Here is a 23,550-nt window from a genome sequence, read left to right on the forward strand (position 1 = left end):
GCACGACCGCAAATCCGACTCGCCGGCCGATTGGCCGGCTTGGGATTGCGGTAGTGTTGGCGCACGCGCTCGGGCGGCCGACCCGTCCGGCGTGAGTGCGCCGCCGGAACGCGGTCGATGCAGTTCCAATTCAATAATGGCACGAATGCACTCACGCCGTCGCGGGTCGTCCGGTTCGGACCGCCCCACGGCCGAGGAACCACCGGAGTGGAGCGAGGTAGACGAAGAAGCGATCGAATCGAGGGTCGTCGAACTGGCCGAGGAGGGGTACGACCCCAGCCAGATCGGCCGCAAACTCCGCGACGAGGGCGTCCAGGGTATCCCGGTCCCGAACGTCAAGCTGGCGACCGGAAAGAAAGTCACCGAGATCCTGGAGGAAAACGACGCGACCGACGACTTCCCCGAGGACCTCCGGAACCTGATGGAGCGGGCCATCAGGCTCCGCGATCACATGGAACGGAACCCCGGCGACGCCCAGAACAAGCGAGCCCTGCAGAACACCGAATCGAAGATCCGCCGGCTCGTCGACTACTACCGCGGCGACAGGCTCGACGCGGAGTTCACCTACGAGTACGACGAAGCCAAAGAGCTACTGGAATAAGATGGCAGCCGCCGGCCACCCGGAGGACGCGCCCGACCGCGCCGCCGCGACGCTCGCCGACGCCGAGTTCGTTCGGCTGGTCGCGACCGCCGACGGCGACGGTCTGGCAGCGGCGGGGCTGCTCGCCCGTGGGCTCGACGCGGTCGGCGTCCCCTACCAGGCCAGCCTCGCGGCCGTTCCCGAACCGCCGGCGACCGACGCCGATTGCACCGTCGCCGTCGGCCACGCGGCCGGCGACGTGACACTCCGGGAAGCCCCCCTCGCTCTCGAGGCGGTCTCGATCCTCGAGACGCTGGCACCCGAGACGGTCGATCCCGAACTCGCGCTCGCCGGCGCCGTCTGTGCCGGGACGGAACCGTCCGGACGGCTCCTCGAGCGGGCCGACCTCGATCGACGCCCCGGCGTGGCGATCCCGACCGCCGACCCCGTCGCCGGTCTCTCGAGTTCGACGCTCGTTCATGCGGACTTTTCGGGCGATATCGAGGCGACCGAGGCGGCGCTTGCCGACCTCGACGATCCGGCGGGGCGTCCACTCGCCTCGTTCGTGGCGCTTTCGGCCGTCGAGGACGCGCCGCCGCGGGCCGCCGAGGCGATCGAGCGGGCGCTTCGGCCCTACGCGACAGAGCGGTTCGAAACGCTCGGTGGCTTCGCGGACGTCCTCGATTCGCTCGCCCGAACGCAGCCGGGTACCGGCCTGGCGCTGGCGCTCGGCGGCGACGCCGAACGGGCGGCCAGGGACGTCTGGCGCACCCACGGTCGGCAGGCTCACACGACGCTTCGGTCGGCCGATACCGGCCGATACGAGGGGCTCTACGTGGTCCGGATCGAGGACGCGACGCCGGCGCTGCTCGGGACCGTCGCCCGGCTCACCTTCCAGTATCGATCGCCGGAGCCGATCGCGCTCGCGGTGATCGATGGCGCGGCGGCCGCCGCCGGCGCGAGGGCGATCGAGGCCCCGCTGTCGGAGGCGGCCGCCGCTCTCGACGGACGGGCGAGCGTCCGCGAGGGGACAGGCACGGCGACCTTCGACGGTACGGCCGACGATTTCACCGCGGCGTTCAGGAGGGCACTGTGACCGACCGCGCCACGATCCGGACGCGCCACGACCGCCCCGACGTGATCGCGGCCGCGCTGTCGCCCGACAACACCGACGAAATGTCGACGCGCGTCGAGGACGGTGACGCGGTCGTAACGACGATCGAACGCGACACCGCCGGCGGCCTCCGGACGACGGCCGACGACTACGTCGCGAACCTCACAGTCGCACAGCGAATAACCGACACGACAACACAACTATGAGCGAACGTTCAGTATCCAGACAGAAACAGGAGAAGCGATGGTACACCGTGATGGCCCCCGAGATGTTCGACCGGGCCGAACTCGGTGAAACACCCGCCGACGAACCCGAACAGGTCTACGATCGTACGATCGAGACGACGCTCGGCGAACTGCAGAACGACCCCAGCGAGAACAACACGAAGCTGACCTTCCAGATCACGGACGTCGGCAGCGACACCGCCTACACCGACTTCATCAAACACGAACTCACCCGTGACTACCTGCGCAGCCTCACCCGGCGCGGCACCTCGAAGGTCGACGCCTTCGTGACCGTCCTGACGACGGACGATTACCGCGTGCAGGTCCAGCCCGTCGCCTACACGACGAAGTCGGCGGACCACAGCCAGGAACGGGCAGTCCGGAAGACGATGGTCGAGATGGTCGAAGAGGCCGCCGCCGAGCGGACCTTCGAGGGTCTCATCGACAGTATCGTCGAGGGGCGGCTCTCCTCGGCGATCTACAACGAGGCGAAGACGATCTACCCGCTTCGCCGCGTCGAGGTCCAGAAGACCCGCCTCGAGGCCCGTCCCGAGGAGGTCGCCGCAGAGCAGGAAGCCACCGTCGACGTCGACGAAGAAGCGTAACCCGGTTTTCGCGCGGACCGTTCCTTTCGACACGTCGCTCCCAGCGGCGGCGTTCCCGAGACCCGGCAACTGATATGCGCCCGCCGCGACGGTCGGCGTATGCTCGTCACGCTCGAGGGGATCGACGGGGGCGGCAAGACGACGGTGCTCGAGGCGCTCCGGGAGCGCCTTCCGTCCGAGGGGACCGTCTTCACCCGCGAACCGACCGACTCGTGGTACGGCGACGCCGTCTCCCGGTCGATCGACGACGCCGACGCCGACCCGCTCGCCGAGCTCTTTCTGTACACCGCCGACCACGCCGACCACCTCGCCCGGGTCGTCCGCCCGGCGCTCGCCGAGGGGAAACTCGTCGTCTCGGACCGGTACTCGGACTCGCGGTACGCCTACCAGGGGGCGACGCTTTCGGAACGGTTCACGGACCCGGTCGCGTATATACGATCGGTCCACGAGCCGTTCACCAGGCCGCCCGACGCGACGCTGTATTTCGATCTCCCGGCCGAGACCGGCGCCGAGCGGGCCGGCGCGACCAACAAGTTCGAGACGGCGGCGTATCTGGAGGACGTACGGGTGAACTACGAACGGCTCCTCGAGGCCGAACCGGACCGCTTTCACCGCATCGACGCGACACAGCCACGGGAGCGGGTCGTCGAGTCGGCGGTAGCGATCGTCTCCGAGCTGGCCGATATATAAACGAGCGGCCCAGCGACGAGTCCGGTGGCGAGACGGTCACTCCAGACAGATGTAGGTCTTCGTGTCGACGATCGACTCGAGCTCCCGGATCCGTGCGGAAACCGAGTCGATGATCTCGTAGACCTCCCCGGCCTCGGCCTCGACGATGACGTCGAAGTCCCCGGCGACGACGTTCGCCTCGGTAACGTGATCGACGCCTCCGAGCGTTTCCGACAGCGTCTTGGTCTCGCCCGTCGCCGCTTTCACCATGATAAAGGCACGCACCATGGTAACACATTCCTTGGAGCGACGAAAAGTCTTTTCGGGCCGATGCTGGGCGAGGGTTCAAATACGGAAACGGGACCAATCGCCGTATGCGCTGACAACCGGCGGTCGGCCCCCGAGGCGAAAGCGCGGGGCGAGGGTCGACCGGGGGGAGCTCCGCCTGTTCGCTACAGAGTCAACCCGCGTATCGAGACGCTGTCCCCCGATTCGACGCGGCCGATGACCCGTGCGTCCTCGAGTTCCCCGGCGACGTGTTCGGCGTCGGACGCCGGTAGCGCGGCGACGAAGCCCGTCCCCATATTGAACGTCCGGTGCATCTCCTCGTCGGAGACGTTCCCCTCCTCTTGGACGAACTCGAAGACCGGATCGATCCCGAAGGGATCCTCGATGACGTAGCCGTACTCGCCCATCCGCCGGAGGTTCGTCCAGCCGCCGCCGGTGATGTGAGCCGCGGCGTGGGTCTCGGCCGCGTGTAACGGGTCGAGCAGCTCACGGTAGATCCGGGTAGGTTCCAGAAGTACCTCCCCGATCGTCCGTGATTCGTCGTACGGGAAGGGGTCGGTGTAGGCGTGGTCGCGGGTGACCGCCTCGCGTGCGAGCGTGAGCCCGTTGGAGTGGATCCCCGAGGCGGGAACCCCGACGAGGCGGTCGCCCGGCTGCGCTTTGTCGTCGAATAGCTCTGTCTCGGTCGCCAGCCCGACGCAGGCGCCGGCGAGATCGAGCCCCCGTATCACCTCCGGCATCACCGCGGTTTCGCCGCCGACCAGCGCCAGCCCCGCACGTTCGGCGCCCTCGGCGAGCCCGTCGCCGATCCGTTCGGCGGTCTCGTCGTCGGGCGCTTCGACGGCGAGATAATCGACGAAGGCGACCGGCGTCACGCCCGTCGCGATGAGGTCGTTCGCGTTCATAGCGATGCAATCGATCCCGACCGTCGAGTAATCGCCGAGCGCCTCGGCGATCAGGAGCTTCGTTCCGACGCCGTCGGTCGCCAGCGCCAGGTACCGGTCGCCGATGTCGATCAACCCGGCGTAATCTCCCTCGAACTCGCCGATCGCGCCGACGAGCGCCGCGGTGGCGGCCTCGCTGTCGTCGATATCGACGCCCGCCTCCGAGTAGGTGAGCCCCTCCGGGGGCTCCGTATCGTCGCTCATACCCAAACCGGCGGTCGAACGGAGCAAAAACGCGTCGGTTGAGCCCCGGCTCAAAACGACGGGAACCCGACGAAAAGGACCGAGCCGACGGTGAGCAACGCGGATCCGGCGAAGACGGCGGCGAAGACGGGGCGGCTCCAGGAGAGTACGGTCCGTCCGTCGAGCGGACCGAAGGGAACCATATTGAACGCCGCCAGGAAGGCGTTGACGAGCACGCCGAGCCCGCCGACCTTCCCGGGGAACCCCGGAAGGAAGGCAAACGGCAGGAACGCACCGACCAGCACGACGTTCGTCAGCGGTCCGGCGACGGAGACCAGTCCGCGCTGTCTGGGCGTGATCCGGCCGCGGTGATAGACGGCTCCCGGGGCGGCGAAGAGAAACCCGGCGAATGCGGCCCCGACACACAGCGCCAGCATCCGGTAGTCGGCCCTGAAGGACGCGATCTGGCCGAACCGGATCGCGACGACCTTGTGGGCGAGTTCGTGGAGGAGAAAGCCGATCCCGACGGTCAACATACTGGCTGCGAACACGCGAGCGAAAAGCGGCGATAAAAGCGCCGGTAGCACCTCCAGGAAGACGCTGTGACCGGTCGCGACGATGATGAACACCCCGAAAGCGATGCCGAGTGCGACCCACGCGACGGCGAGATCGCGGAGTTCGCTGGCGGAAAACTCGATCCCGCCGACCCGCAGTGTGTTCATGTGAGCCCCCCGAACAGGATCTCGAGGCTGTTCCGGGCGGCTTCGATCATCAGTCGGGCGACGCCGCTTGCGCCTTCGATCCCCGATCCGGCGAACAGATACGGCAGCAGCACCGTCGCGAAAACCACGCTGCCGATGAAGCTGCCGACGTTCGTCAAAGCGACGATCATGATGAGCCGGAAGAGCGGCACCGCTTTGAGTTCCCGCCACAGCTGTCCCATCGGGGTCTCCTGGTCGGACATGATCTCGTTGAGCGTCGAGATGTCTCCGACGTTGACATCGAGGTACCGCAACTCGACGTAGCCGGCGAACCATCCCGGCGCGAGCAGCGGGTTCACACTCGTCAGCCACGCGACGGCACCGCCGACGCTCGCGGAGCGCCAGTGGGCTCCGGCGAGTTTGGCGAGCCCGAAAGCGAGGATCCCGTTGACGAGGAACCACGCCGCGAACAGCCGAACGAGCAACTCGCCGGACGCTCCCTCGACGCCGGTGTAGGTCGCGATCGCCAGCAGAGCGAAGAAGACGAGAAAGCCGAGCGTGAACAGGTAGCCGAACACCTTATAAATCGAGAACCGGCTCCCGGACGTTCGGCCGGTCAGCGTCTCTATCGGCGGCAAAAGCGACGGCGTCTCGAGGTATCGTTCGATCCCCTCGCGGTGGCCCGCGCCGACGACGGCGACGACGTCGTGTCCCTGATCGCGCAACGAGACGAGCTGGTGGGCGATGTAGGCGTCGCGCTCGTCGATGAGCGCCTCGGCGCCCCCCGGCGAGAACCGGCGGAACTCCTCCATCATCGCGCCGACGACGTCAGTGTCCGTCATCCGTTCGATGTCGATCTCACCCAGATCGTCCTCCTCGGGGACGAGACGCGTCAATACGAGGGTCAGACCCACTCCGATAACGAGCCCGAGTCCGAGCGCGACGAGGACCGTATCGAGGACGTCGACGAAAAAACCCGATCCGAGCGCGTCGGGGACGACGAAGGGGCCGCCGAATGCGCCGGCAAGGACAGAGACGACGAGGGAGATCCCGATCCCGATTCCCAGACCGACCTCGACGGGCTCGGCGAGTCCGACCGCGAGGCTTCCACCCAGTTTGAGTTTCTCGAGAACGGAGAGTCTGGCCCAAAAGCGTTGGATCGTGACCTGGATGTCCCGGTCGACGAGCGCGACGCCGATCCCCAGCCCCTCGGCGGTGTCGATCGCGGCTTTCATATCGGCGCCCGGCTCGATGTCGAACCGGTCGCCGAGCCGCGCCTGCACGTACGAAAGCATCCAGTACGCGAGGAACTGATAGACCGTGTTTCCTTTCAGGAGATCGCCGGCCTCGAGGTCCTCGGGTGTTTCACCGCGGAGCTGTCGGTAGCGTCCCTCGTCGAGTTCGACAGCGACGACGTCCGGCTGTTCCGTCTCGATAACGGACTCGACCTCCTCGACGCTGGCCTCGGAGACGTGTGCGGTTCCGACGACCCTGACAGAACCCTCCCCGGCCTCGCTACTCATTGTCGGGATCTGTCGGGCGAGGGGTTTACGTGTGTCGGGACACGGACGGGCTCGTACCGCCCTGATCGTCCTGAGTCGGGCCGGACGGCGGTATCGACTGCCGGGCGGGGCCGCGGGGCGCCACGCCACGGCGTATCGTGTAGACTTTCTCCCGGCGCGACCGAGGGGACGGACGATGCCCGATCTCCTCGAGACCGTCATCGAGAACCGATGGATGGTACAGCCGAACCACGCGAACAACCTCGATACCGCCCACGGGGGGAACGTGATGAAGTGGATGGATGAGGCGGGCGCGATGAGCGCGATGCACTTTACCGGTGAAACGTGTGTGACGGCGCACATGGACGAAGTGAATTTCAAACAGCCGATCCCGGTGGGCGATATCGCACTGGTAAAGTCCTACGTCTACCGGGCGGGCGAACACAGCGTGCGCGTCCGGACACGGGTGTTCCGCGAGAACCCGGGGAAGACTGAGACGGAACTCACCACGGAGTCGTATATGATCTTCGTCGCCATCGACGAGGACCGGAACACGACGTCGGTCCCGGAGCTGACCGTCGGCTCCGAGCGGGGCGAACGGCTCCGGGAGGAGGCGCTTTCGGACGCCCCCTGACGCGGTCCGGTCAGCGGACCACGGTGACTGGAACCGACGCGCGCCTGACGACCGTCTCCGCGACGCTCCCGAGCAGGATCCGCGAGAGCCCGTCGCGTCCGTGACTTCCCATAACGATCGTGTCGACGTCGTGTTCCTCGGCGTGCTCGAGGATCGTCCGGGGCGGCCGTCCGACGACGACGTCGGTCTCGACGTCGGTGTCGAACGCCTCGGCGGCCTCGGCCAACAGCTCCCGGCCGCTCTCTCCGGCTTTTTCGTACCATTCCTCCCAGTATCCCGGAACCACCGCGTCCGGGGGCGCGCTGTAGCCCGCCTCGGCGAGATCGAGCACGTACAGCAGGACGATCTCGTCGTCGTCGTGCTCGTCGTCGGCGTACGAGACGGCCGCCTCGGCCCCCTCGGAGCCGTCGTAGGGGATCAACACTCGCATCGTCGCCGTATCTTACGGGTCGAAACAAATACGTTTCGCCGACAATCCCCCGATTTCGGCGTTCCGGAGTGGGTAGTCACTCGAAATCCGGGAGATCGTCGGGGGCCTCGTAGTCGGCCTCCCAGTCGATGTAGTCGGCCTTGAGGGTTCGGCTGACCGTATCGCCCAACTCGGCCAGCGCCGCGTTGATCTCCGAAACCGTCTCCCACGACTCCAGGTCCGGGTGAAGCCCCCGTTCCTTCCAGTCTTCGGGGATGCCGGGCGCGTGATAGCCGACCCGGTCAGCGAAGGAGTCCCAGAAGAAATCGAAGTGTTCGAGCATGCCGAGATCGGACACGATTTCGAACTCGCGTTCGTCGACGTCGGTCCGGTCGGCCCACGCCTCGAAGGCCTGCTCCCAGGCACCCTCTCGGAGCAGCTCCTCGATCTCCTCGCGTTTGTAATCGGTCTCGCCGACGACCTCGGCGTCCTCGTACTCGTTCGGATCGATCTCCTCGAGTTCCGGCGGCTCGGACGGTTCGACGTCAAGGGACATGTTCCGTGTTCGTTCGGGGCGGGAATAACCGTATCGTCTCACCCGATCGAACGAACCCCCGTCCCGTGGCGTCCGGCCGCCCCGACACTGTCCGCTCGAAGAATCCGGCGGATACTTGATTACCGTGGGGGCCGAACCGCCGGTATGGCTGTCGAGATCGTGCCGCCGACCCGGCGGATCTGCGAGCGCTGTGGGCGAACCGACGTCTGGGACGAGACGGACGAAAACTGGGTCATCACAGAGGAGGACGGCGAACCGCAAACCGGAAACAAACACTGTATCCACGAGTGGGATATAAACGGCCAGTACAACCCGATAGCCGAGGAATCGGACGCGGACGCCTGATTTCGGCCGTCTACGTCATCCCCTGCGGCCGACTGTCTACGTCACTATCCTGTAGCACATCCGGGATCCGACGATCTTGATCGAAAAGCGGCTGGCGGCCCGTGTCAACCAGTCCGACGGCATCGCGAGTTCACCGATAGGACTGCGAGCGCCCGGTGGTCGTTACTCGGGGACCGGCGGCGACCAGGCGTGGTTGTCGGCGACGAAGTCGATAAAGCTGGGGAACTCGTGGTCGTGGCCGAGGATCTCCCGGGCGAACTCCGGCTCGGATGGATCGGTGAACCCGCCGGAGCCGACGGTCCGCCGCAGTACTTCCTCGGTACCGGCGGAACTGTCGGAGAAGGCCTCGGTGAACGCCTCCGGCGTGTCGCCGAAGCGTTCCTCGAACGTCTCGCGGGCGTTCCCGTAGGCGTCGGCGAGCCACGCCTCGCGGTGGCTCTGGTAGGCCTCCTCGTAGGCGCCGTGGAGTTCGGCGAACTCCCCCGGCGTCAGCGGGTCCGTCGCCGAGAGGAACGTGACGAACTCGACGACGGATCGGCGACTCACCGGATCATCCGGGTCGGCGCTCGGGAACCGGAGTTCGTCTATCGGCTCGCTTTGGGTGTTCGGCGACGGTACGAGCGCCGCGGTGTAAGCGTCGTCCGGTTCCGACCGGATGTACACGGTGTACTGGAACCGGTCGTGGTGGAACTGGCGGACGATCTCCTCGTCGTAGCTGCCGCCGAGCCGGCCGTACCAGTTCGAAATCCCGAGGTCGACAAGCGGCGGCGAGAAGGCGTTCGGCGAGAACACCACAGAGTTCAGCTCCGTGTGGCTCAACCGTGCGATACAGGGTATTTCCGCGAGTTCCTCGAGGACGCGCTCGCGGTCTCCATCGAGACTGGCCGTCCGGCCGCAGGACTCACAGACGACGCTCCGGCCCTTCGTCGGGTGTTCGGGGGTGACCGTGGGGACGTGATCGCCGACCGGCACGTCGGGGAGTTCGTACCGCCCACAGCCGACCGAGGCGAGTTCCTCCAGAGCCCGTCGGATCGGTCCCTCGGCGGTGACCGAGTACGGAACCGTCACCCCACAGGTCGTACACCGGACGAACCGCTCGCGGGGGTGCAACGAGGGCGTGTGTTCGCGGGCAGCGACGTTCGGTTCGACGTTGAGATCCCGAAGCGTCGTCGACCGGGCGTCCTGCGTTGCCATGTCGGCCCGTTCAAATCCCGATTTAAAAACAGTACGGACGATATCGGCAGCGGATTCCGAACGCCGAAACCGCGCCGATACGGCAGCCGAAACGGAACCGGGGTTTAATTGCGCAGTCCTCGAAGAGACGGCAACACCATGTCGGGCCGGATCAACCCCCGCGAATACGACCTCGGCGAGTTGCGCGACGCGGCCCGCGAGGCGTCCCGACGCGGTATCGAGCCGGCCCGAGCGGCCGATCCCCACGAGTCCGAGACGGAACCACAGACGGCATCGGACCCCGACCCGGATTCCGGGTTCGGTTCCGAATCCGTCGCCGGGCCCTCGGAGGCTACCCCCGCTGACGGGGACAGGGCGGTATCGGCCGCCGAAGACCCCGAAGCGTACCTGCGATCGAGACAGCGGCGTGATCGCCACTCGGTCGACGAGTCACGACGGCCCGATTCCGGCGGACGGGAAACGCCCCGTTCCGGCGATAACGGCGGCCCGGGCCGGAACGGGTCGACCGCCGTCGGGGCGCGGGTCGACGACCGTGGAACCGACTTCGAGTTCCTCCCGCGGGGGGCCGACGGCGATGTCTCCAGGCCGTACCTCGAGGAACTCCCCGGGGGCTACGGCGCACAGCTCGAGATCTTCGAGTGGCTCGACCGACTCATCGCTCGCGGCGGCTGCGAGGGGGCGATCTCGGCGCTCGAGTACTACGAGTCGATCGAGTGGCTCTCGGCCGAGAGCCGGGCCGACCTCGAGGAGTTCGTCGCCGGGATCGGAACCGAGGACGCCGCCGCCGGATCGCTCGGGATGTCCGATCACCGCGAGAGCCTCTCGTATATCGCCCGCCTCGCCGGGCGTCGTCGTCGCTGATCGGGGTTCGGCGACCGTACTCGGGAAAGCTTATTTCAGACCGTCGTGAGACCTTCCCAACGAGATGACAGAAACGGAACCCGAACCCGACGAGTCCGCCGACGCGGAGAAACCGACAGAGGCCGACGAGCCCGCCGAGACGACCGCGACCGACGGCAGTCCCGAGGGGAGCGACGACGACGGCGTCGTCCCAGTCGGCGTCAAACTCGGCAGCACCCGAACCGTCGTGATCTATCCCTCGACCGAAGGTGACGGCGTCGAGACCATCCGGACGCTGACCTGCCTTGCGACCTACGAGGACGTCCTCTCCGGCCAAGAGCGTGTCCTCTACGGCGAGGAGGCCGCAAGCGAGTACCCCGACCGCGTCGAGTTCATGCTCCGGTCGGGGCTGCCCGAGGACGACGAAAGCGTCGAGTCCGCCTCGCGGTTTTTCACCGAACTGATCGAGTCCAACGACGTGCCCGAAAACAGCGCCGTCGTCTACGCGATCCCGACGATCGACAACGACGCCGGCCTCGAGAACCTCGAGGCGGTCATCGAGGGGAGCCGGATCGGCGGGGAACTCGTCCGGAGCTATCCGGAGTCGCTCTGTGGAGCGCTGCCGGCCTTCGAGGACGGGCTGGACGCGATCGACGACATCTTCGTCACCGTCAACATGGGCTCGACCAACCTCGAGGTGTGTGCCTACCGGCGGGGCGAACAGCTCACGCCGCTGTCGACCGGCTCGATCACCGGCAACGAGGTCGATCGACGCATCGCCAACTACGTCGAGGAGGAGACCCAGGGACGGGTCAACATCGATCTCACGACCGCCCGCGAGTACAAGGAGGAACACGCCGACTTCGAGAGCTTCGAGCCGTTCACCGACGTGATCCAACAGCCCGGCGGCGGCTCCCACGAGTTCACGATCGAGGACAGCGTCATGGACGCCTGCAACGAGTACGTCGACGAGACGGTCGACGAAATAGCCAACGGCTTCCTGCCGGAACTGGCGAACAACTACATGAAGGTCTACCAGCTCGCCCTAGGGAAGCCGATCGTCCTGACCGGCGGGATGGCGTGTCTGCCGGGCATCGTCGAGGAGGTCGAAGAGCGGTTGAGCGCGGAACTTCAGCGCGACATCGAGGTCGTCCGCGCCGACCGCCCCGATCTGGCCGCCGCGGAGGGGGCCCACGTGATCGCGGATCACCTCGCCGGCAGTCTGTAGCCTGTCTCCCGTCCGAAACGGCCGAACTCCCCGTTCGAAACCGTCCGAAGCTACTTGCAGGAAGGGACGGAACCGTCGGACGAGCCGATGGCATCGGATATCGTTCCCAGGCCGGGCGTTGTTGCCGAAGCCGACATCGAGCGGCCGACCCCGGAGCCGGCCGACTGTCTCGCCCCCGGGGAGGAGCCGATCGCGACCGCGTCGCTATCGCCGGGATGGATCGCGGTCACCGACCGGGAACTGCTCGCCTTCCGCCCGGAGGGCGCCCCGCCGCTCGTCCGGATCGACCGGGCGAACGTCACGGGCCTCGCCGTCCGTCGGGCCGGCGGACAGCGGTTTCTGGGCCACGCTCCGGGGGCGATCCTGTACGCTGTCGCCGGCTCGGCGCTCGGCGCACTGCTTTTGTCTGTCTCGCCGCAGAGATTGATCGCGGTGCCCGACGCGCCGGGGGCCGGCCAGCTCGAAACCATCGTCCGGACGCTCGGGTGGGCGATGGGCCTTCTCGGGACGGTGCTTCTGTTCACCGGGGTCCTCGCCGGTCTCGTCGCCGTCGCTGTCCTGGCCTACTGGCTCCTCTCGCGGGAGGTCGCTTTGGTCATAGAGCGGGGCGGGGCCGATCCGATCGAGTGTCCGACGACCAGGACTGTCGGGACGCGGACGCTCCGGGAACTCGAGACGGCCCTCGCCGGGTAGTCGACGATCGAAACCGGCCCGGGACACTTATGCGACCGGCCCCTCGCTTGGGATAGCGATGTCACCGCCCCTCCGGACGGACACCCGTGGAATGGGCCAGGCCGCAGCGGTCGGGTTGCTTCTCGGCGCCGCGTTCGTGCTCGCGATCACCGTCGGCGTCTTCATGCTTTTCGGCGGCTCCTGACCGCCCCGGCGACGGATCGAGCACAAGCTACATACCCGACGCACGGCTACGTTCAGGTATGACCGAAGAGGCCGAACACCGACGGCTCGTCGTCGCCGGCTCGGGGATCGCGGGCCTGACAGCGGCGATCTACGCCGCGCGATCGAACAACGATCCGCTCGTGCTCGAGGGTCCCGAACCCGGCGGCCAGCTGACGCTGACGACCGACGTGGCGAACTACCCGGGCTTTCCCGACGGCATCGGCGGCCCGGAACTCGTCAACAACATGAAAGAGCAGGCCGAGCAGTTCGGCGCGGAGATCGAACACGGCGTCGTCGTCGACGTCGATCCCGGCGAGCCCCACCGGATCGAACTCCGGGACGGGACCGTCTATACGGCCGATGCGCTCATCGCGGCCTCGGGCGCGTCGGCCCGGACGCTCGGCGTCCCCGGCGAGGACGAACTCATGGGCTATGGGGTCTCGACGTGTGCGACCTGCGACGGCGCGTTCTTCCGCGGCGAGGACATGCTCGTCGTCGGCGGCGGCGACGCCGCCTGCGAGGAGGCGGCGTTTCTCACCAAGTTCGCCGATACCGTCTACGTGGCTCACCGCCGGGAGAACTTCCGCGCCGAGGACTACTGGACCGATCGGCTCGCGGAACTGGAGGCCGACGGCGACGTCGAGATCCTGCGGAACACGGAACTTCTCGCGATCGAGGGCACGCCCGAGGACGGCATCGAGCGCGTCGAGTTGGCACGCAACCCCGGGGGGTACCCCAAGGAGAAACTCGAGGATCCCGACACCGAGACGTTCGAGATGGACGTCGGCGCCGTCTTCATGGCGATCGGCCACACCCCCAACACCGACTACCTCGAAGGGACCGGCGTCGAGATGGACGAGACGGGCTATCTCGAGACCGAGGGCGGCGACGGCGGCGGACAGACCGGGACCGCCGTCCCCGGGATCTTCGGGGCCGGCGACGTGGTCGATTACCACTACCAGCAGGCCATCACGGCCGGCGGGATGGGATCGAAGGCCGCCATCGACGCCGACGAGTACCTGGAGGATCTCGACCGGTCGGCGGGGACGCGGATCGACGCCGCCGCCGACGACTGACGGTTCCGGGCCAACTCGACCGGACCGGAAGCGCCTTCTGTCGCCGTCGAAAACGAGTGGTATGTCCGAGGAAACAGTCACACTGCGGATCGAAGGCGACGAAGACGACGAGGACGAGGTCACGCTTCCCGAGGCAATGTTAGATCTGATGCGTGAGGAGGACGAATCCGACGCGGAGATCGTCGGCGACCTCGCGCTGTTTTCCTGTGCCCAGCGGATCCACGCGACGGTCCACCACGCCGAGGGCGGCGATACCGAACAGTACCAGACGATCGAAGAGCGGACGATGGAGCTGTTCGAGGATCGGTTCGGAGCCAGCTACGCCGAGTTGACCGGCCACCAGCACTGACCGGCTACCGGACGGTCCACTCGAGTACGACCCCGGAATCGAGCTGTTCGACGCCGGCCAGCTCCAGCTCCGGGAACGCCGAGACGAACCCCTCGCCGTCGGCGAGCGTCGGCGCGTCCCGCCCGCCGATGATCATGTTCCCGATAAAGACCGTGAGTTCGTCGACCAGCCCGGCCTCGAAAAGCGAGAAGATCAACTCCCCGCCCCCCTCGACCAGCAGCCGTTCGATCCCGTCGTCTTCGAGCCGTCCGAACGCCTCGCCGAGGTCGACGCGCTCGTCCCCGGCGACGACGGTCTCCGCTCCGACGTCCCGAAGCGCCTCGCGTCTTTCGGGCGGCGCCGCTTCGCTCGTCAGGAGGTAGGTTGTGGGACCGCCAGCAAGCACGTCCGCCCCTGTCGGCGTCCGGCACCGCGAGTCGGCGACGATCCGTACGGGCGGCGGGGCGTTCGGCCCCCGACGTTTCCGGCGGTGGGCTTCGTCGTGTCGGATCAGCGACGGGTCGTCGGCGAGGACTGTCCCGACGCCGACGACGATCCCGTCGACCTCCGCCCGGAGCCGGTCGACGCGGGCGAAGTCGGCCTCGCCGCTGATGGCGATCTGTTCGCGTCGCCGCGAGGAGAGCTTTCCGTCGGCGCTCACGGCGGCGTTCACGAGGACGTCCATACCCTACCCGGGTCGGCCGCCGGGAAAACAGTTGTCGCCGCGGCCAACGCTCCGTCCGACCGCGGCGGGTTCGGCGACACGACCGTTCGACCGCATCGGTCCGGCGGTTACTGGCCTTCGGGAACCGCGAGGTCCTCTTCGCCCCCGAACTCGTTGCTCACCGTCTCGGGGTTGATCCAGACGACGAACTCCGAGTCCCGTTTTATCAGCCCCCGGATGTGATCCCGATCGACGGGCGAGTCGTCGACGTCCTCGGCGGAGATATCGGAAACCTCCTCGACGCTGTCGACGGCCCAGCCGACTGACCGATCGTCCTCGAAGATCGTCGAATCGAAGATGACGATCCGATCGCCGAGCTCACCCTCGACGCCGAGGCCGACCTTCGGATCGATGATCGATGTGGTGTTCCCCCGGAGATCGATGACGCCCTCGACGTGTGGTGGGGAGTTCGGAATCGGCGTCAGCTCGCCCATGTCGACGATTTCGGTCACGTACTCGATGCTCACACAGTAGGTCTCCTCGCCGAGGCTGAACTCAAGTACCTGCTCGGTCTCGACGGGTTGGGTGGTTTCCTGGGACATGGATCCGATACCGGCTGTTCGACCCCCGGACTACTTAATACTACGAGCGTTTCGAGAGCAGATACGCGTTCGGCACCGACGGACAGAGCGGAAACGCTTTTGTTCCACACCCCGGAGGATCGGGTATGGACTGGCCACACGATCCCGACGGCGAAAAGGGTTCGGAGGGGATGCGTAAATACGGGCAGGCGATACTCGCAAAAAAGCTCGACGACGAGGAGGACTTCCCGCTCGAGGCCGCCGAGTTCCTTGAGGACCACGGCGACGAGCCGGTCCGGCTGAACCACGAACGCGTCGTCAGCGTCGCGGACATCTTCGAGCACGTCGAGGAAACCGAGTTCGAGGAAATAATCGACCTCCACAAGGCAGTCGGCCGGGCGATGCGGTCGGCCGGCATGTGGGAACTCGAAGAGGAGCGATACGCCTGAGACTGCCGGCACTTGCTTCCGGTGGCGGCCGGATCGTTGCCGATGGCAAGGCAAATGTCGGGTCCCTACGAACGGCAAAACGTGACTAACACCCAATTAACGCTGATCCAGATCGACAACTACGGACCGTGGACCGTTACACCCGAACCGCGCCGGGAGGTCGACCTTCAGACGCTCCAGTCGCGCCTCTATGCGGACCTCTCACAGCTGTTCGGGAACCGGGACGGCTACGTTTTCTTCACCCGCTTCGATAACATGGTCGCCGTCACCAACGGGCTCGATACCGATTCCCATGCCCTGATACAGGAATCGATCGGGAACCGCTATCCGGTTACCATCAGCCTGAGCGTCGCGGTCGATCCCTCGCCGGCGAGCGCGCTTGGGGTCGCGACGGATCAGCTCCAGGACGCCGGGAGTGCCCAGGACCGCGGCCGGACGGAGATCCTCCGCGGGGATGCCCTTCCGGAGCCGGAACGCCACGAGGAAGACGTACAGATCGCTCACTTCGACGTCAACAACGCGACGGAGAAATACACCGACCGGCTCAACGAGTTCGACTCGTTTATCAACATCGAGCAGGGGTACGCCGAACTGATGCAGTACATGCGGAAGGCCCACGACTCGCTTTCGTTTTTCGTCGGTGGCGACAACATCATCGCCGTCTGTGAAGACGTCGATGTGGCGGGCTATCGCGACGCCATCGAACACGTCCGGGAGGCCGTCGACGTCGATCTGAAGGTGGGCGTCGGCACCGATCGGACGGCACAGGCCGCCGGGATGGCGGCCAAACACGCCCTCGAAACCTGCCGCGAGGAGAACATCGACGTGGTGTTCGGGTAGGTCCGGCCGATCGCCACCGTCCGGGATCGGAACCGCACCCCTCGTACACGACCGGCCAGGGGTTTTGTTCCGTTCGCCCGATCCTGACGTATGCGGCGTCGGACGCTTCTGGCAGCCGCCGCCCCGGCCGCAGTGGCCAGTGCCGGCTGTGTCGTCGGCTACAGCCGGGACGCCGCCGACAGCGACGAAACCACAGACGACGAGATCGAAACGCTCCCGCTCGCCGAGCAGGGGACCCCGCCGACGATCTGCGAGGAGGAAATGAAACCCGACGGTATCAACGCTGTCGGCGACCCGTCGTTCGGGACGGCGGCGGAGTACCCGGAAGACCCCGACGGATACCTGCCGCTGACCGACGAGAGGACGGTTATCGGGCTCCGAACCGGCGGGGACGCCCGGGCGTACCCGCTTTCGATCCTCAACGTTCACGAGGTGGTAAACGACGTCCTCGACCGGCCGGTCATCGTGACGTACTGTCCGATCTGTCGGAGCGGGATGGTGGCCGATCGGCGTATCGGGGGCGAAGCGGCGGTGTTCGATGCCTCGGGGCTGTTGTGGAAACCGCCGGGGGTCTACACCGCCGCCGCCGAGAAGGAAAACCGTGTGTTCTCCGATCGGGATCGGGGCGTCAGCAACAACGGGAACCTGGTGATGTACGACGGGAAGACAGGCTCCTACTGGTCGCAGCTGCTCGCCCAGGCGATCTGTGGGCCGCTCGCCGAAGAGCGGCTCGATACGCGCGCCGCCACGGTCTCGACGTGGGGCGAGTGGCGCCGCGAGCACCCGGACGGAGCCGTGTTGCTCCCGCCGCCGATGTCGGAGGTCGTCGATCCGCCCGTCTGATGCGGATCGGTGTACCGACGTACCGGCTCCGAACTGCACTAACGAGGATCGATAACAGATGACACCATCCGTCTGGCACCGACGTGACGGGACAGTGCCCAGCGACGTGGCGGGACGGTCGCCGGGCGCCACCGGGTGTCGAGAACCAGTTGGGGGATCCGGGACCGTCCGATGAACGGCCGAATTGCTCCCGGGGCGATACGGGATTATGTTTCCGTTCGAATGCTTCGGCGGCGATAGCCGTGCGTCGTGTACATTTATAAACTACCAGTTTATATATTCACTTGATATGACACGCAACATCAAACGACGTGATGTATTGAAAGGCGCTGGGGGAGCGGGCGTCACCGCCGCTTTCGCCGGTTGTCTCGGCGGGGGCGGCAACGGAAACGGAAACGGTAACGGTAACGGAAACGGCGGTGGCAACGGCGGCGGCAACGGCGGTCGCGAACTCAAACAGGGTATCCTGTTGCCGCTTTCCGGCGACCTGGCGAACCTCGGCCAGCCTATCCGCGACGGCGCCATCCTGCCGGCCGCGGAACTGGAAGGAGAGACCAGCTATACGATCGATCTCAGCGAGGAGGACACGGAGACGAACCCGCAGGCGGGTATCTCCGGTGCCGACGCTCTTATTGACGCTGGCTATCCGGCTGTCACCGGCCCGGCGTCTTCGGGTGTGAACATGCAGGTGACCCAGCAGTCGCTCATTCCGAACGAGACGGTCGGCTGTTCGCCGTCCTCGACGTCGCCTGCCGTGACGGGCCTCGACGACAACGGCTATATCTTCCGGACCGCTCCCTCGGATGCCCTCCAGGGCCAAGTCATCGCACGGGTCGGCGCCGAGAATCTCGATAACTCCACCGCCGCGACGCTGTATGTCAACAACGACTACGGACAGGCGCTCTCGCAGTCGTTTGCCTCCACGTTCCGGGACGAATACGATGGAGAGGTCTATCAGCAGGTATCCTTCGAACAGCAACAGAGTTCCTATACCTCACAACTGGAATCCGCGCTCAGCGACAGCCCCGGATTGGTGGTCGTCATCGGCTACCCCGAATCGGGCAACCAGTTGTTCCGTGACTACTACAGCGACTTCGACAGCGGCGAGGACATCGTCGTTACGGACGGCCTCATAGACAACGAGCTACCGGACAACGTCGACAACGATATGGCGAACGTGACCGGCACCGCGCCGAAATCGAGCGGCCCGGGGCGTGAGAACTTCGACGAACTCTACCAGGAGGAGTACGACCGCGAACCCGGCGTATTCAACGCCCACGCCTACGACGCCACCGCTATCTGCTTGCTCGCCAACGTTTATGCGGGAGAAAACGACGGTACCGCCATCCGTGACAACATGCGAGCCGCCGCTAATCCCGAAGGCGAAACCTTCGGTCCGGGCGAACTGGCCGAGGCCATCGAGGCCGCCGACGCCGGTGACGAGATCAACTATCAGGGTGCCTCCTCGGCGACCAACTTCGACGATAACGGCGATATGGTTGCCGTCTCCTATGCCATCTACGAGGTCGAGGACCGCGATTTCACCGAGATCGACTCGGTCGCCTTCGGCCAGTAACCGACAGCAGCGTTTTTCGGGGCCGTACCACGACTCGGGAGGCTGACAGTTCCCCTATCCGCCGAGGAATTCCTGCCGGACCTGCTCGTCGTTTAACAGCGCGTCTCCGGAATCCATAAAACGGTTCTGTCCCTGTACGAGGACGTAGCCGCGGTCACAGCGTTGGAGCGCCACCTTGGCGTTCTGCTCGACCATGAGGATGGCCGTTCCCGCCTCGTTGATGCGGTCGATGCGGTCGAACATATCTTCGACGAGGTCGGGTGCCAGTCCCGCGGAGGGTTCATCCAACATCAGGAGGTCGGGGTCGAGCATCAGCGCCCGCCCCATCGCGAGCATCTGCTGTTGGCCGCCCGAGAGGGTCCCGGCTTTCTGGCTCTGTCGTTCCTCAAGGATCGGAAACCGATCGAACACCTCCTCGAGTCGATCCTGCGGCACCTCATCGAGGATGTAGGCCCCCATCTCGAGGTTTTCCAGAACTGACAGCGACGAAAAGATATTGTCCGACTGGGGGACGTAGCCGAGACCGAGGTGGATAATATTATCGGGCTTTTTACCGCTGACCTCCTCGCCGTCGAACTTGATGGTCCCACCCATCTGGTTCGTCAACCCGAAGATGGATTTCATCACCGTCGACTTGCCGGCGCCGTTCGGGCCGACGATCGTGACGTACTCCCCGTCCTCGACGTTCATGTCGATTCCTTCGAGGATCCGAAGGTCTCCGTAGCCGGCGTCGAGATTCTCGACCCGCAGGAGGCTTTCGTCGGCCGTGATGAAATCTATCGCGTTGACGCTCGCGTCCGAAACGTCGCGGCGGTCTCCGGTCGAGCTCATATATCCTCACCCAGATATGCGTCGATGACCCGATCGTTGTTGCGTATCTCCTCCGGTGGCCCCTCCGCGAGGAGTTTACCCTGGTGCATGACGATGATGTGTTCGCAGTTCTCCATGATGAGGTCTATATCGTGTTCGACGAGCAGAAACGTGTAACCCTCCTCGCGGAGCGTGTGTATCTGCTCGAGAAGTTTCGCCTCCAGCGACGGGTTCACTCCGGCGAACGGCTCGTCCAACAGGAGTACATCGGGATCCACCATCAGCGCCCTCGCGAGTTCCAACAGTTTCCGCTGACCGCCCGAGAGGTTACCGGCGTACTCCTCCGCGAGGTGGTCGATCTCGAAGAACTCCAGTGTCTCCCAGACCTCCTCGCGGATCTCGGTCTCCTGTTCGATCACTTCACCGCGGAGTCCGGGCGTGACCGACCGGTAGAGCTTCTCGCCGATCTGGCCACGCGGTGCGAGCATCAGGTTTTCGAGGACGGTCATCTCCTCGAGTTCCCGCGCGATCTGGAACGTTCTAACCAGCCCACGGTCGGCGATTTCGTAGGGTTTGCGACCCGTGATATCATCGCCTTTGAACAGGACTCTCCCGCCGTCGGCTTCGTGTACCCCGGTGATGCAGTTGAACGTCGTCGACTTACCGGCGCCGTTCGGACCGATGAGGCCGGTCAGCGAACCCTCCTCGACCTCGAAGGAGACACCGTCAACGGCAGTGATGCCGCCGAAGCGTTTTTCAAGGTTCAGAACGCGTAACGGAAGCCCGCGAGGCGTCTCTTGGGCCGCTTTCTCGACGTCGCTATCCTCGATATCCGGGAGTTCGTCGGGGCCTTTCGCCTCCGGACTGCCGGCAGTATCCGTATTCATATCGGTATTCGTCCCCGGTGTATCACTCATTCGTCTCACCTCCGTCGGTCGGCGCGACGTTGCCTTTGCGCTCGCTGAGATCGACGCTCGCGGCGATCTCCTTTCGGTGGCCCAACAGGCCCTCCGAGCGGTTCTGCATCATGTAGACGAGAACGACGCCGAGGAGGATGAACCGTAGTGAGCTGATGTTACCGATGGTGTATCCGAGCCATCCCAGCGGATCCAACGTGCTAAACGCCACATAGAAGTTGTTCGGCGAGGGAAGCGACGCACCGGGGCCCGAGACCGTGATCAAAAGCCCTCCCATGGCGGCCTCAACGACCCGTGCCAGTTGACGGGGTCCCTCGAAAAGGAACGCCGCGAAGACGGCGCCGCCGACGACGCTGCCGGTGTTCGAGCCCGATCCGCCGACGATGAGCGCCGTGAAGATATAGAAGGTGACGATGGGGCGGAACGTGTTGGGATTGACGAAGCCGAACGACCCCTGCCAGAGGATGCCGCCGAGCCCCATCAGCGCACAGCCGACCATGAAGACCTTGATTTTGACCCAGCGGGTGTCCTTGCCGAGCGACTGGGCGACGAGTTCGTCCTCGCGGATCGCCTTCAGGACGCGACCGAACGGCGAGTTCCCGATACGAACCAACAGGACGTAGTAGGCCGTCACGACGAACAGCAGCAGAAACATCCCGTAGGTAAATCCGTTGACGACGCTGTTGTTGACACCGAGTGATACGCCGATACCGTAGGCGAGTTCGCCGATCGCGTTGGGATCGCCGCTCGGCCCGTAGAGGTAGGACGCTGGCGAGGATGTCGGGGTGTTGATACCCTGTCCGCCACCGGTCCCGAACTTGAAACCGAAGAGATTGACCACGTTGTAGCTGTTCGATTGGGGATCGGTGACCGTACCGGAGAAGTAATCAGCGTTGAGAACGAGTCGGATGATCTCCGAGAGGCCGACCGTTACGATCGCGAGGTAGTCGGCTTCGAGTTGGAGCGCCGGCAGTGCCGCGATGCCACCGACGATCGCCGTGATGACGAGCGCTCCGATGAGAGCGATGGGAACGGGAAGGCCGAATCCCGGCGGTGATCCCCCCGGCGGGGCCGCCAGAATCGACATAGAGTAAACGCCGACGGCCATGAAGCCGGCGATCCCGATATTAAAGAGACCGGTGTATCCCCAGTGGAGGTTCAACGCCAGCGCCATGATGGCGTAGACGGCGATGAGGAACGTGAGGTTCTGCAGGGAGTTGGCGACTGCCGGGAACACGTCGGCGTTGTTCATCAAAGCGAGGTAAACCTGGCTGACCGCATAGAGGAGGTAGGTACCGGCGAGAAGCGCGATGATGAGTCGTTTGTCGTCTTCTTTGATCGAGGACGGGACTGCCCTCCAGAGCCGCTGGCCGACGCTCATGCTGTCTTCACCCCCCCGAACAGTCCTTCGGGCCGATAGAGCAAGACGAGGATCATGACAGTGAACGCAGCGACCCGGGCGAAGTCGGAGGGGATCCACACGAGCGAGACCCGGGAGGCGATACCGATGATGATGCCGCCTGCCATCGCCCCATAGACGCTCCCGATACCGCCGAGGATGACGCCGGCGAAGATGAGAAGCAAGAGGCGCCAGCCCATATTGAAACTGATGACGCCCCGTTCGAGGACGATGAGAAACCCGGCGACACCGGCGAGACCACCGCCGATGATCCACGTCGCGCGGATGATGCGTTCGGTCGGGATCCCGGTAACCTGTGCGAGGTCCTTGTTGTCGGCCATCGCGCGCATCGCCTTGCCGAGTTTCGTCCGCTGTAGCAGGAAGTGAACCCCGAACATGAGCGCGATGGCGGCGACGATGAGCGTGATCTCGTGGAGATCCAGCGGTATTCGCCCGTCGCCGAGCGGGATCTCGAACTGCGGAATATCACTGGTTGAGGTCACACCGGAGGCGCTGGTGCCGAAGACAAACACGATCGCATAGCGGAGCGCCAGCGCGACGCCGATGGAGGCGATCAAAAGCGGGATCCCACCCTTGTCGCGCATCGGCCGGTAGACCCACCGATCGAGCAATAGCACGACTCCGACGGTTCCGAGGCCTGAGGCCACGAGGCCGAGAACGATGGCGACCGGCGCGTTTACGACAGAGACGAGGGAAGATTCGGCAAACAGAAAGATATCCCCGAAGGGAGGGTCGACGGGAAGCGTGAGAAATCCGATTATATAGGCGGTGAGCCACCCGGCGAAGGCCCCCGTCGTGATGTAGTCCCCGTGTGCGAAGTTCGCGAAATTGAGGATGCCGTACGTCATCGAGAGCCCGACCCCGGCGAGGCCGACGACCAGCCCGACGATGAGCCCGTCGAGTACGAACCGACCGAGATTCGAGACGGGGAGTTGTCCCCCGATGAGGTGGACTCCCCAGGGCGCTATGGACACGTTCGCCGTCTTCAGTATCAGGTCGGAAAGCAGGTACAGGAGCACGGCGCCCAAAAGCGCGACCGCCGGGTGCTCGACGAGGACCCGCTTGCCAGCCGAGTATCTCTCAGCTATCTCCATGAGTCGAGTTCACGCGGTACGTTCGTACTCCAAGTAATA

At 65.4% G+C, this 23,550-nt stretch carries 30 protein-coding genes; 17 read left to right on the plus strand and 13 right to left on the minus strand.

Annotation, left to right across the window (positions count from 1 at the left end; all coding sequences use genetic code 11):
• Positions 1-136 precede the first annotated feature (136 nt).
• The 5 genes from KM295_RS04165 (at position 137) to tmk (ending at position 3,213) form a co-directional block, all read left to right on the plus strand.
• Positions 137-601 (plus strand): 30S ribosomal protein S15, encoded by a 465-nt coding sequence (locus tag KM295_RS04165; protein WP_256028620.1) that lies wholly within the window; start codon positions 137-139, stop codon positions 599-601.
• Between the two features lies 1 nt (position 602).
• Complete coding sequence (locus KM295_RS04170; RefSeq protein ID WP_256028621.1) at positions 603-1,676, plus strand: hypothetical protein; 1,074 nt, start codon at positions 603-605, stop codon at positions 1,674-1,676.
• Positions 1,673-1,900, plus strand: a complete 228-nt coding sequence (locus tag KM295_RS04175) for a KEOPS complex subunit Pcc1 (RefSeq protein ID WP_256028622.1) — start codon at positions 1,673-1,675, stop codon at positions 1,898-1,900. The genes KM295_RS04170 and KM295_RS04175 overlap by 4 nt, the downstream gene beginning before the upstream one ends.
• The gene (locus tag KM295_RS04180) at positions 1,897-2,523 is read left to right on the plus strand and encodes a 30S ribosomal protein S3ae (RefSeq protein ID WP_256028623.1); all 627 of its coding nucleotides are present in this window, start codon (positions 1,897-1,899) and stop codon (positions 2,521-2,523) included. Before KM295_RS04175 ends, KM295_RS04180 begins: the two co-directional genes overlap by 4 nt.
• 99 nt (positions 2,524-2,622) lie before the next feature.
• Positions 2,623-3,213, plus strand: a complete 591-nt coding sequence (gene tmk, locus KM295_RS04185; RefSeq protein WP_256028624.1) for a dTMP kinase — start codon at positions 2,623-2,625, stop codon at positions 3,211-3,213.
• Between the two features lie 36 nt (positions 3,214-3,249).
• On the opposite strand, the gene KM295_RS04190 is transcribed toward tmk, so the two are convergent.
• From KM295_RS04190 to KM295_RS04205, 4 genes are all read right to left on the minus strand, one after another.
• Entirely contained in the window at positions 3,250-3,480 is a 231-nt protein-coding gene (locus KM295_RS04190; RefSeq protein ID WP_256028625.1) for an Lrp/AsnC ligand binding domain-containing protein, read from the minus strand.
• Positions 3,481-3,644: 164 nt separating this feature from the next.
• Positions 3,645-4,628: a phosphoribosylformylglycinamidine cyclo-ligase gene (gene purM / locus KM295_RS04195; RefSeq protein WP_256028626.1), complete on the minus strand. Its 984-nt coding sequence runs from the start codon at positions 4,626-4,628 to the stop codon at positions 3,645-3,647.
• A 50-nt stretch (positions 4,629-4,678) separates the two neighbouring features.
• A complete protein-coding gene (locus KM295_RS04200) occupies positions 4,679-5,329 on the minus strand; it encodes a zinc metalloprotease (protein WP_256028627.1) in 651 nt (216 codons plus the stop codon).
• Complete coding sequence (locus KM295_RS04205) at positions 5,326-6,831, minus strand: TraB/GumN family protein (RefSeq protein ID WP_256028628.1); 1,506 nt, start codon at positions 6,829-6,831, stop codon at positions 5,326-5,328. The genes KM295_RS04200 and KM295_RS04205 overlap by 4 nt, the downstream gene beginning before the upstream one ends.
• Before the next feature lie 175 nt (positions 6,832-7,006).
• Between KM295_RS04205 and KM295_RS04210 the strand changes: the two genes are divergently transcribed.
• The gene (locus tag KM295_RS04210; RefSeq protein WP_256028629.1) at positions 7,007-7,444 is read left to right on the plus strand and encodes an acyl-CoA thioesterase; all 438 of its coding nucleotides are present in this window, start codon (positions 7,007-7,009) and stop codon (positions 7,442-7,444) included.
• Positions 7,445-7,454: 10 nt separating this feature from the next.
• Here KM295_RS04210 and KM295_RS04215 read toward each other — a convergent pair whose 3' ends face one another.
• A complete protein-coding gene (locus tag KM295_RS04215) occupies positions 7,455-7,874 on the minus strand; it encodes a universal stress protein (protein ID WP_256028630.1) in 420 nt (139 codons plus the stop codon).
• Between the two features lie 76 nt (positions 7,875-7,950).
• Positions 7,951-8,409 (minus strand): DUF7992 family protein, encoded by a 459-nt coding sequence (locus KM295_RS04220; RefSeq protein WP_256028631.1) that lies wholly within the window; start codon positions 8,407-8,409, stop codon positions 7,951-7,953.
• Positions 8,410-8,553: 144 nt separating this feature from the next.
• On the opposite strand from KM295_RS04220, the gene KM295_RS04225 reads away from it, so the two are divergent.
• The gene (locus tag KM295_RS04225) at positions 8,554-8,754 is read left to right on the plus strand and encodes an HEWD family protein (protein WP_256028632.1); all 201 of its coding nucleotides are present in this window, start codon (positions 8,554-8,556) and stop codon (positions 8,752-8,754) included.
• A 162-nt stretch (positions 8,755-8,916) separates the two neighbouring features.
• Here the strand turns inward: KM295_RS04225 and KM295_RS04230 are convergent, their stop codons facing one another.
• Positions 8,917-9,948, minus strand: a complete 1,032-nt coding sequence (locus KM295_RS04230; protein ID WP_256028633.1) for a hypothetical protein — start codon at positions 9,946-9,948, stop codon at positions 8,917-8,919.
• A gap of 138 nt (positions 9,949-10,086) precedes the next feature.
• On the opposite strand from KM295_RS04230, the gene KM295_RS04235 reads away from it, so the two are divergent.
• From KM295_RS04235 to KM295_RS04260, 6 genes are all read left to right on the plus strand, one after another.
• A complete protein-coding gene (locus KM295_RS04235) occupies positions 10,087-10,809 on the plus strand; it encodes a FlaD/FlaE family flagellar protein (protein ID WP_256028634.1) in 723 nt (240 codons plus the stop codon).
• 64 nt (positions 10,810-10,873) lie between these two features.
• Positions 10,874-12,016: an actin-like salactin gene (locus KM295_RS04240; protein WP_256028635.1), complete on the plus strand. Its 1,143-nt coding sequence runs from the start codon at positions 10,874-10,876 to the stop codon at positions 12,014-12,016.
• An 87-nt stretch (positions 12,017-12,103) separates the two neighbouring features.
• Entirely contained in the window at positions 12,104-12,709 is a 606-nt protein-coding gene (locus tag KM295_RS04245; RefSeq protein WP_256028636.1) for a hypothetical protein, read from the plus strand.
• Positions 12,710-12,767: 58 nt separating this feature from the next.
• A complete protein-coding gene (locus tag KM295_RS04250; RefSeq protein ID WP_256028637.1) occupies positions 12,768-12,893 on the plus strand; it encodes a hypothetical protein in 126 nt (41 codons plus the stop codon).
• A 58-nt stretch (positions 12,894-12,951) separates the two neighbouring features.
• The gene (locus KM295_RS04255; RefSeq protein ID WP_256028638.1) at positions 12,952-13,989 is read left to right on the plus strand and encodes an NAD(P)/FAD-dependent oxidoreductase; all 1,038 of its coding nucleotides are present in this window, start codon (positions 12,952-12,954) and stop codon (positions 13,987-13,989) included.
• Positions 13,990-14,050: 61 nt separating this feature from the next.
• Positions 14,051-14,338: a DUF7545 family protein gene (locus KM295_RS04260; protein WP_256028639.1), complete on the plus strand. Its 288-nt coding sequence runs from the start codon at positions 14,051-14,053 to the stop codon at positions 14,336-14,338.
• A 4-nt stretch (positions 14,339-14,342) separates the two neighbouring features.
• On the opposite strand, the gene KM295_RS04265 is transcribed toward KM295_RS04260, so the two are convergent.
• The gene (locus tag KM295_RS04265; RefSeq protein ID WP_256028640.1) at positions 14,343-15,002 is read right to left on the minus strand and encodes a 2,5-diamino-6-(ribosylamino)-4(3H)-pyrimidinone 5'-phosphate reductase; all 660 of its coding nucleotides are present in this window, start codon (positions 15,000-15,002) and stop codon (positions 14,343-14,345) included.
• A 107-nt stretch (positions 15,003-15,109) separates the two neighbouring features.
• The gene (locus KM295_RS04270) at positions 15,110-15,583 is read right to left on the minus strand and encodes a chemotaxis protein CheW (RefSeq protein WP_256028641.1); all 474 of its coding nucleotides are present in this window, start codon (positions 15,581-15,583) and stop codon (positions 15,110-15,112) included.
• A 125-nt stretch (positions 15,584-15,708) separates the two neighbouring features.
• Here KM295_RS04270 and KM295_RS04275 point away from each other — a divergent pair, with 125 nt between their 5' ends.
• The 4 genes from KM295_RS04275 to KM295_RS04290 all read left to right on the plus strand — a co-directional run bounded on the left by KM295_RS04275 (position 15,709) and on the right by KM295_RS04290 (position 19,270).
• Complete coding sequence (locus KM295_RS04275; RefSeq protein ID WP_256028642.1) at positions 15,709-16,011, plus strand: DUF5785 family protein; 303 nt, start codon at positions 15,709-15,711, stop codon at positions 16,009-16,011.
• A gap of 81 nt (positions 16,012-16,092) precedes the next feature.
• Positions 16,093-16,851, plus strand: coding sequence for a GTP cyclohydrolase III (locus KM295_RS04280; RefSeq protein WP_256028643.1), 759 nt, complete (start codon positions 16,093-16,095; stop codon positions 16,849-16,851).
• Positions 16,852-16,941: 90 nt separating this feature from the next.
• Positions 16,942-17,694: a DUF3179 domain-containing (seleno)protein gene (locus KM295_RS04285; protein WP_256028644.1), complete on the plus strand. Its 753-nt coding sequence runs from the start codon at positions 16,942-16,944 to the stop codon at positions 17,692-17,694.
• A 289-nt stretch (positions 17,695-17,983) separates the two neighbouring features.
• The gene (locus tag KM295_RS04290; protein WP_256028645.1) at positions 17,984-19,270 is read left to right on the plus strand and encodes an ABC transporter substrate-binding protein; all 1,287 of its coding nucleotides are present in this window, start codon (positions 17,984-17,986) and stop codon (positions 19,268-19,270) included.
• Between the two features lie 54 nt (positions 19,271-19,324).
• On the opposite strand, the gene KM295_RS04295 is transcribed toward KM295_RS04290, so the two are convergent.
• The 4 genes from KM295_RS04295 to KM295_RS04310 are packed head-to-tail and all read right to left on the minus strand — an operon-like array spanning position 19,325 to position 23,511.
• On the minus strand, positions 19,325-20,101 hold the full coding sequence (locus tag KM295_RS04295) for an ABC transporter ATP-binding protein (protein WP_256028646.1): 777 nt from the start codon (positions 20,099-20,101) through the stop codon (positions 19,325-19,327).
• Positions 20,098-20,997 carry an ABC transporter ATP-binding protein gene (locus KM295_RS04300; protein ID WP_418904739.1) on the minus strand — a complete coding sequence of 300 codons (900 nt, stop codon included), beginning with the start codon at positions 20,995-20,997 and terminating at the stop codon, positions 20,098-20,100. Before KM295_RS04300 ends, KM295_RS04295 begins: the two co-directional genes overlap by 4 nt.
• Entirely contained in the window at positions 20,990-22,378 is a 1,389-nt protein-coding gene (locus KM295_RS04305; RefSeq protein ID WP_256028648.1) for a branched-chain amino acid ABC transporter permease, read from the minus strand. Before KM295_RS04305 ends, KM295_RS04300 begins: the two co-directional genes overlap by 8 nt.
• Positions 22,375-23,511 (minus strand): branched-chain amino acid ABC transporter permease, encoded by a 1,137-nt coding sequence (locus tag KM295_RS04310; protein WP_256028649.1) that lies wholly within the window; start codon positions 23,509-23,511, stop codon positions 22,375-22,377. Before KM295_RS04310 ends, KM295_RS04305 begins: the two co-directional genes overlap by 4 nt.
• Between the last annotated feature and the right edge of the window lie 39 nt (positions 23,512-23,550).

This window comes from Natronomonas aquatica, from assembly GCF_024449025.1.
Lineage (GTDB): Archaea > Halobacteriota > Halobacteria > Halobacteriales > Haloarculaceae > Natronomonas > Natronomonas aquatica.

Bases quoted from the DNA above. Each gene is read 5' to 3' on its own strand.
- KM295_RS04305 (WP_256028648.1), bottom strand. From the start codon at position 22,378: ATGAGCGTCGGCCAGCGGCTCTGGAGGGCAGTCCCGTCCTCGATCAAA.
- KM295_RS04250 (WP_256028637.1), top strand. From the start codon at position 12,768: ATGTCACCGCCCCTCCGGACGGACACCCGTGGAATGGGCCAGGCCGCA.
- KM295_RS04295 (WP_256028646.1), bottom strand. From the start codon at position 20,101: ATGAGCTCGACCGGAGACCGCCGCGACGTTTCGGACGCGAGCGTCAAC.
- KM295_RS04225 (WP_256028632.1), top strand. From the start codon at position 8,554: ATGGCTGTCGAGATCGTGCCGCCGACCCGGCGGATCTGCGAGCGCTGT.
- KM295_RS04300 (WP_418904739.1), bottom strand. From the start codon at position 20,997: ATGAGTGATACACCGGGGACGAATACCGATATGAATACGGATACTGCC.
- KM295_RS04235 (WP_256028634.1), top strand. From the start codon at position 10,087: ATGTCGGGCCGGATCAACCCCCGCGAATACGACCTCGGCGAGTTGCGC.
- KM295_RS04260 (WP_256028639.1), top strand. From the start codon at position 14,051: ATGTCCGAGGAAACAGTCACACTGCGGATCGAAGGCGACGAAGACGAC.
- KM295_RS04255 (WP_256028638.1), top strand. From the start codon at position 12,952: ATGACCGAAGAGGCCGAACACCGACGGCTCGTCGTCGCCGGCTCGGGG.
- KM295_RS04180 (WP_256028623.1), top strand. From the start codon at position 1,897: ATGAGCGAACGTTCAGTATCCAGACAGAAACAGGAGAAGCGATGGTAC.
- KM295_RS04270 (WP_256028641.1), bottom strand. From the start codon at position 15,583: ATGTCCCAGGAAACCACCCAACCCGTCGAGACCGAGCAGGTACTTGAG.
- tmk (WP_256028624.1), top strand. From the start codon at position 2,623: ATGCTCGTCACGCTCGAGGGGATCGACGGGGGCGGCAAGACGACGGTG.
- KM295_RS04310 (WP_256028649.1), bottom strand. From the start codon at position 23,511: ATGGAGATAGCTGAGAGATACTCGGCTGGCAAGCGGGTCCTCGTCGAG.
- KM295_RS04205 (WP_256028628.1), bottom strand. From the start codon at position 6,831: ATGAGTAGCGAGGCCGGGGAGGGTTCTGTCAGGGTCGTCGGAACCGCA.
- KM295_RS04220 (WP_256028631.1), bottom strand. From the start codon at position 8,409: ATGTCCCTTGACGTCGAACCGTCCGAGCCGCCGGAACTCGAGGAGATC.
- KM295_RS04230 (WP_256028633.1), bottom strand. From the start codon at position 9,948: ATGGCAACGCAGGACGCCCGGTCGACGACGCTTCGGGATCTCAACGTC.
- KM295_RS04190 (WP_256028625.1), bottom strand. From the start codon at position 3,480: ATGGTGCGTGCCTTTATCATGGTGAAAGCGGCGACGGGCGAGACCAAG.
- KM295_RS04210 (WP_256028629.1), top strand. From the start codon at position 7,007: ATGCCCGATCTCCTCGAGACCGTCATCGAGAACCGATGGATGGTACAG.
- KM295_RS04245 (WP_256028636.1), top strand. From the start codon at position 12,104: ATGGCATCGGATATCGTTCCCAGGCCGGGCGTTGTTGCCGAAGCCGAC.
- KM295_RS04170 (WP_256028621.1), top strand. From the start codon at position 603: ATGGCAGCCGCCGGCCACCCGGAGGACGCGCCCGACCGCGCCGCCGCG.
- KM295_RS04200 (WP_256028627.1), bottom strand. From the start codon at position 5,329: ATGAACACACTGCGGGTCGGCGGGATCGAGTTTTCCGCCAGCGAACTC.
- KM295_RS04165 (WP_256028620.1), top strand. From the start codon at position 137: ATGGCACGAATGCACTCACGCCGTCGCGGGTCGTCCGGTTCGGACCGC.
- KM295_RS04275 (WP_256028642.1), top strand. From the start codon at position 15,709: ATGGACTGGCCACACGATCCCGACGGCGAAAAGGGTTCGGAGGGGATG.
- purM (WP_256028626.1), bottom strand. From the start codon at position 4,628: ATGAGCGACGATACGGAGCCCCCGGAGGGGCTCACCTACTCGGAGGCG.
- KM295_RS04290 (WP_256028645.1), top strand. From the start codon at position 17,984: ATGACACGCAACATCAAACGACGTGATGTATTGAAAGGCGCTGGGGGA.
- KM295_RS04240 (WP_256028635.1), top strand. From the start codon at position 10,874: ATGACAGAAACGGAACCCGAACCCGACGAGTCCGCCGACGCGGAGAAA.
- KM295_RS04215 (WP_256028630.1), bottom strand. From the start codon at position 7,874: ATGCGAGTGTTGATCCCCTACGACGGCTCCGAGGGGGCCGAGGCGGCC.
- KM295_RS04265 (WP_256028640.1), bottom strand. From the start codon at position 15,002: ATGGACGTCCTCGTGAACGCCGCCGTGAGCGCCGACGGAAAGCTCTCC.
- KM295_RS04285 (WP_256028644.1), top strand. From the start codon at position 16,942: ATGCGGCGTCGGACGCTTCTGGCAGCCGCCGCCCCGGCCGCAGTGGCC.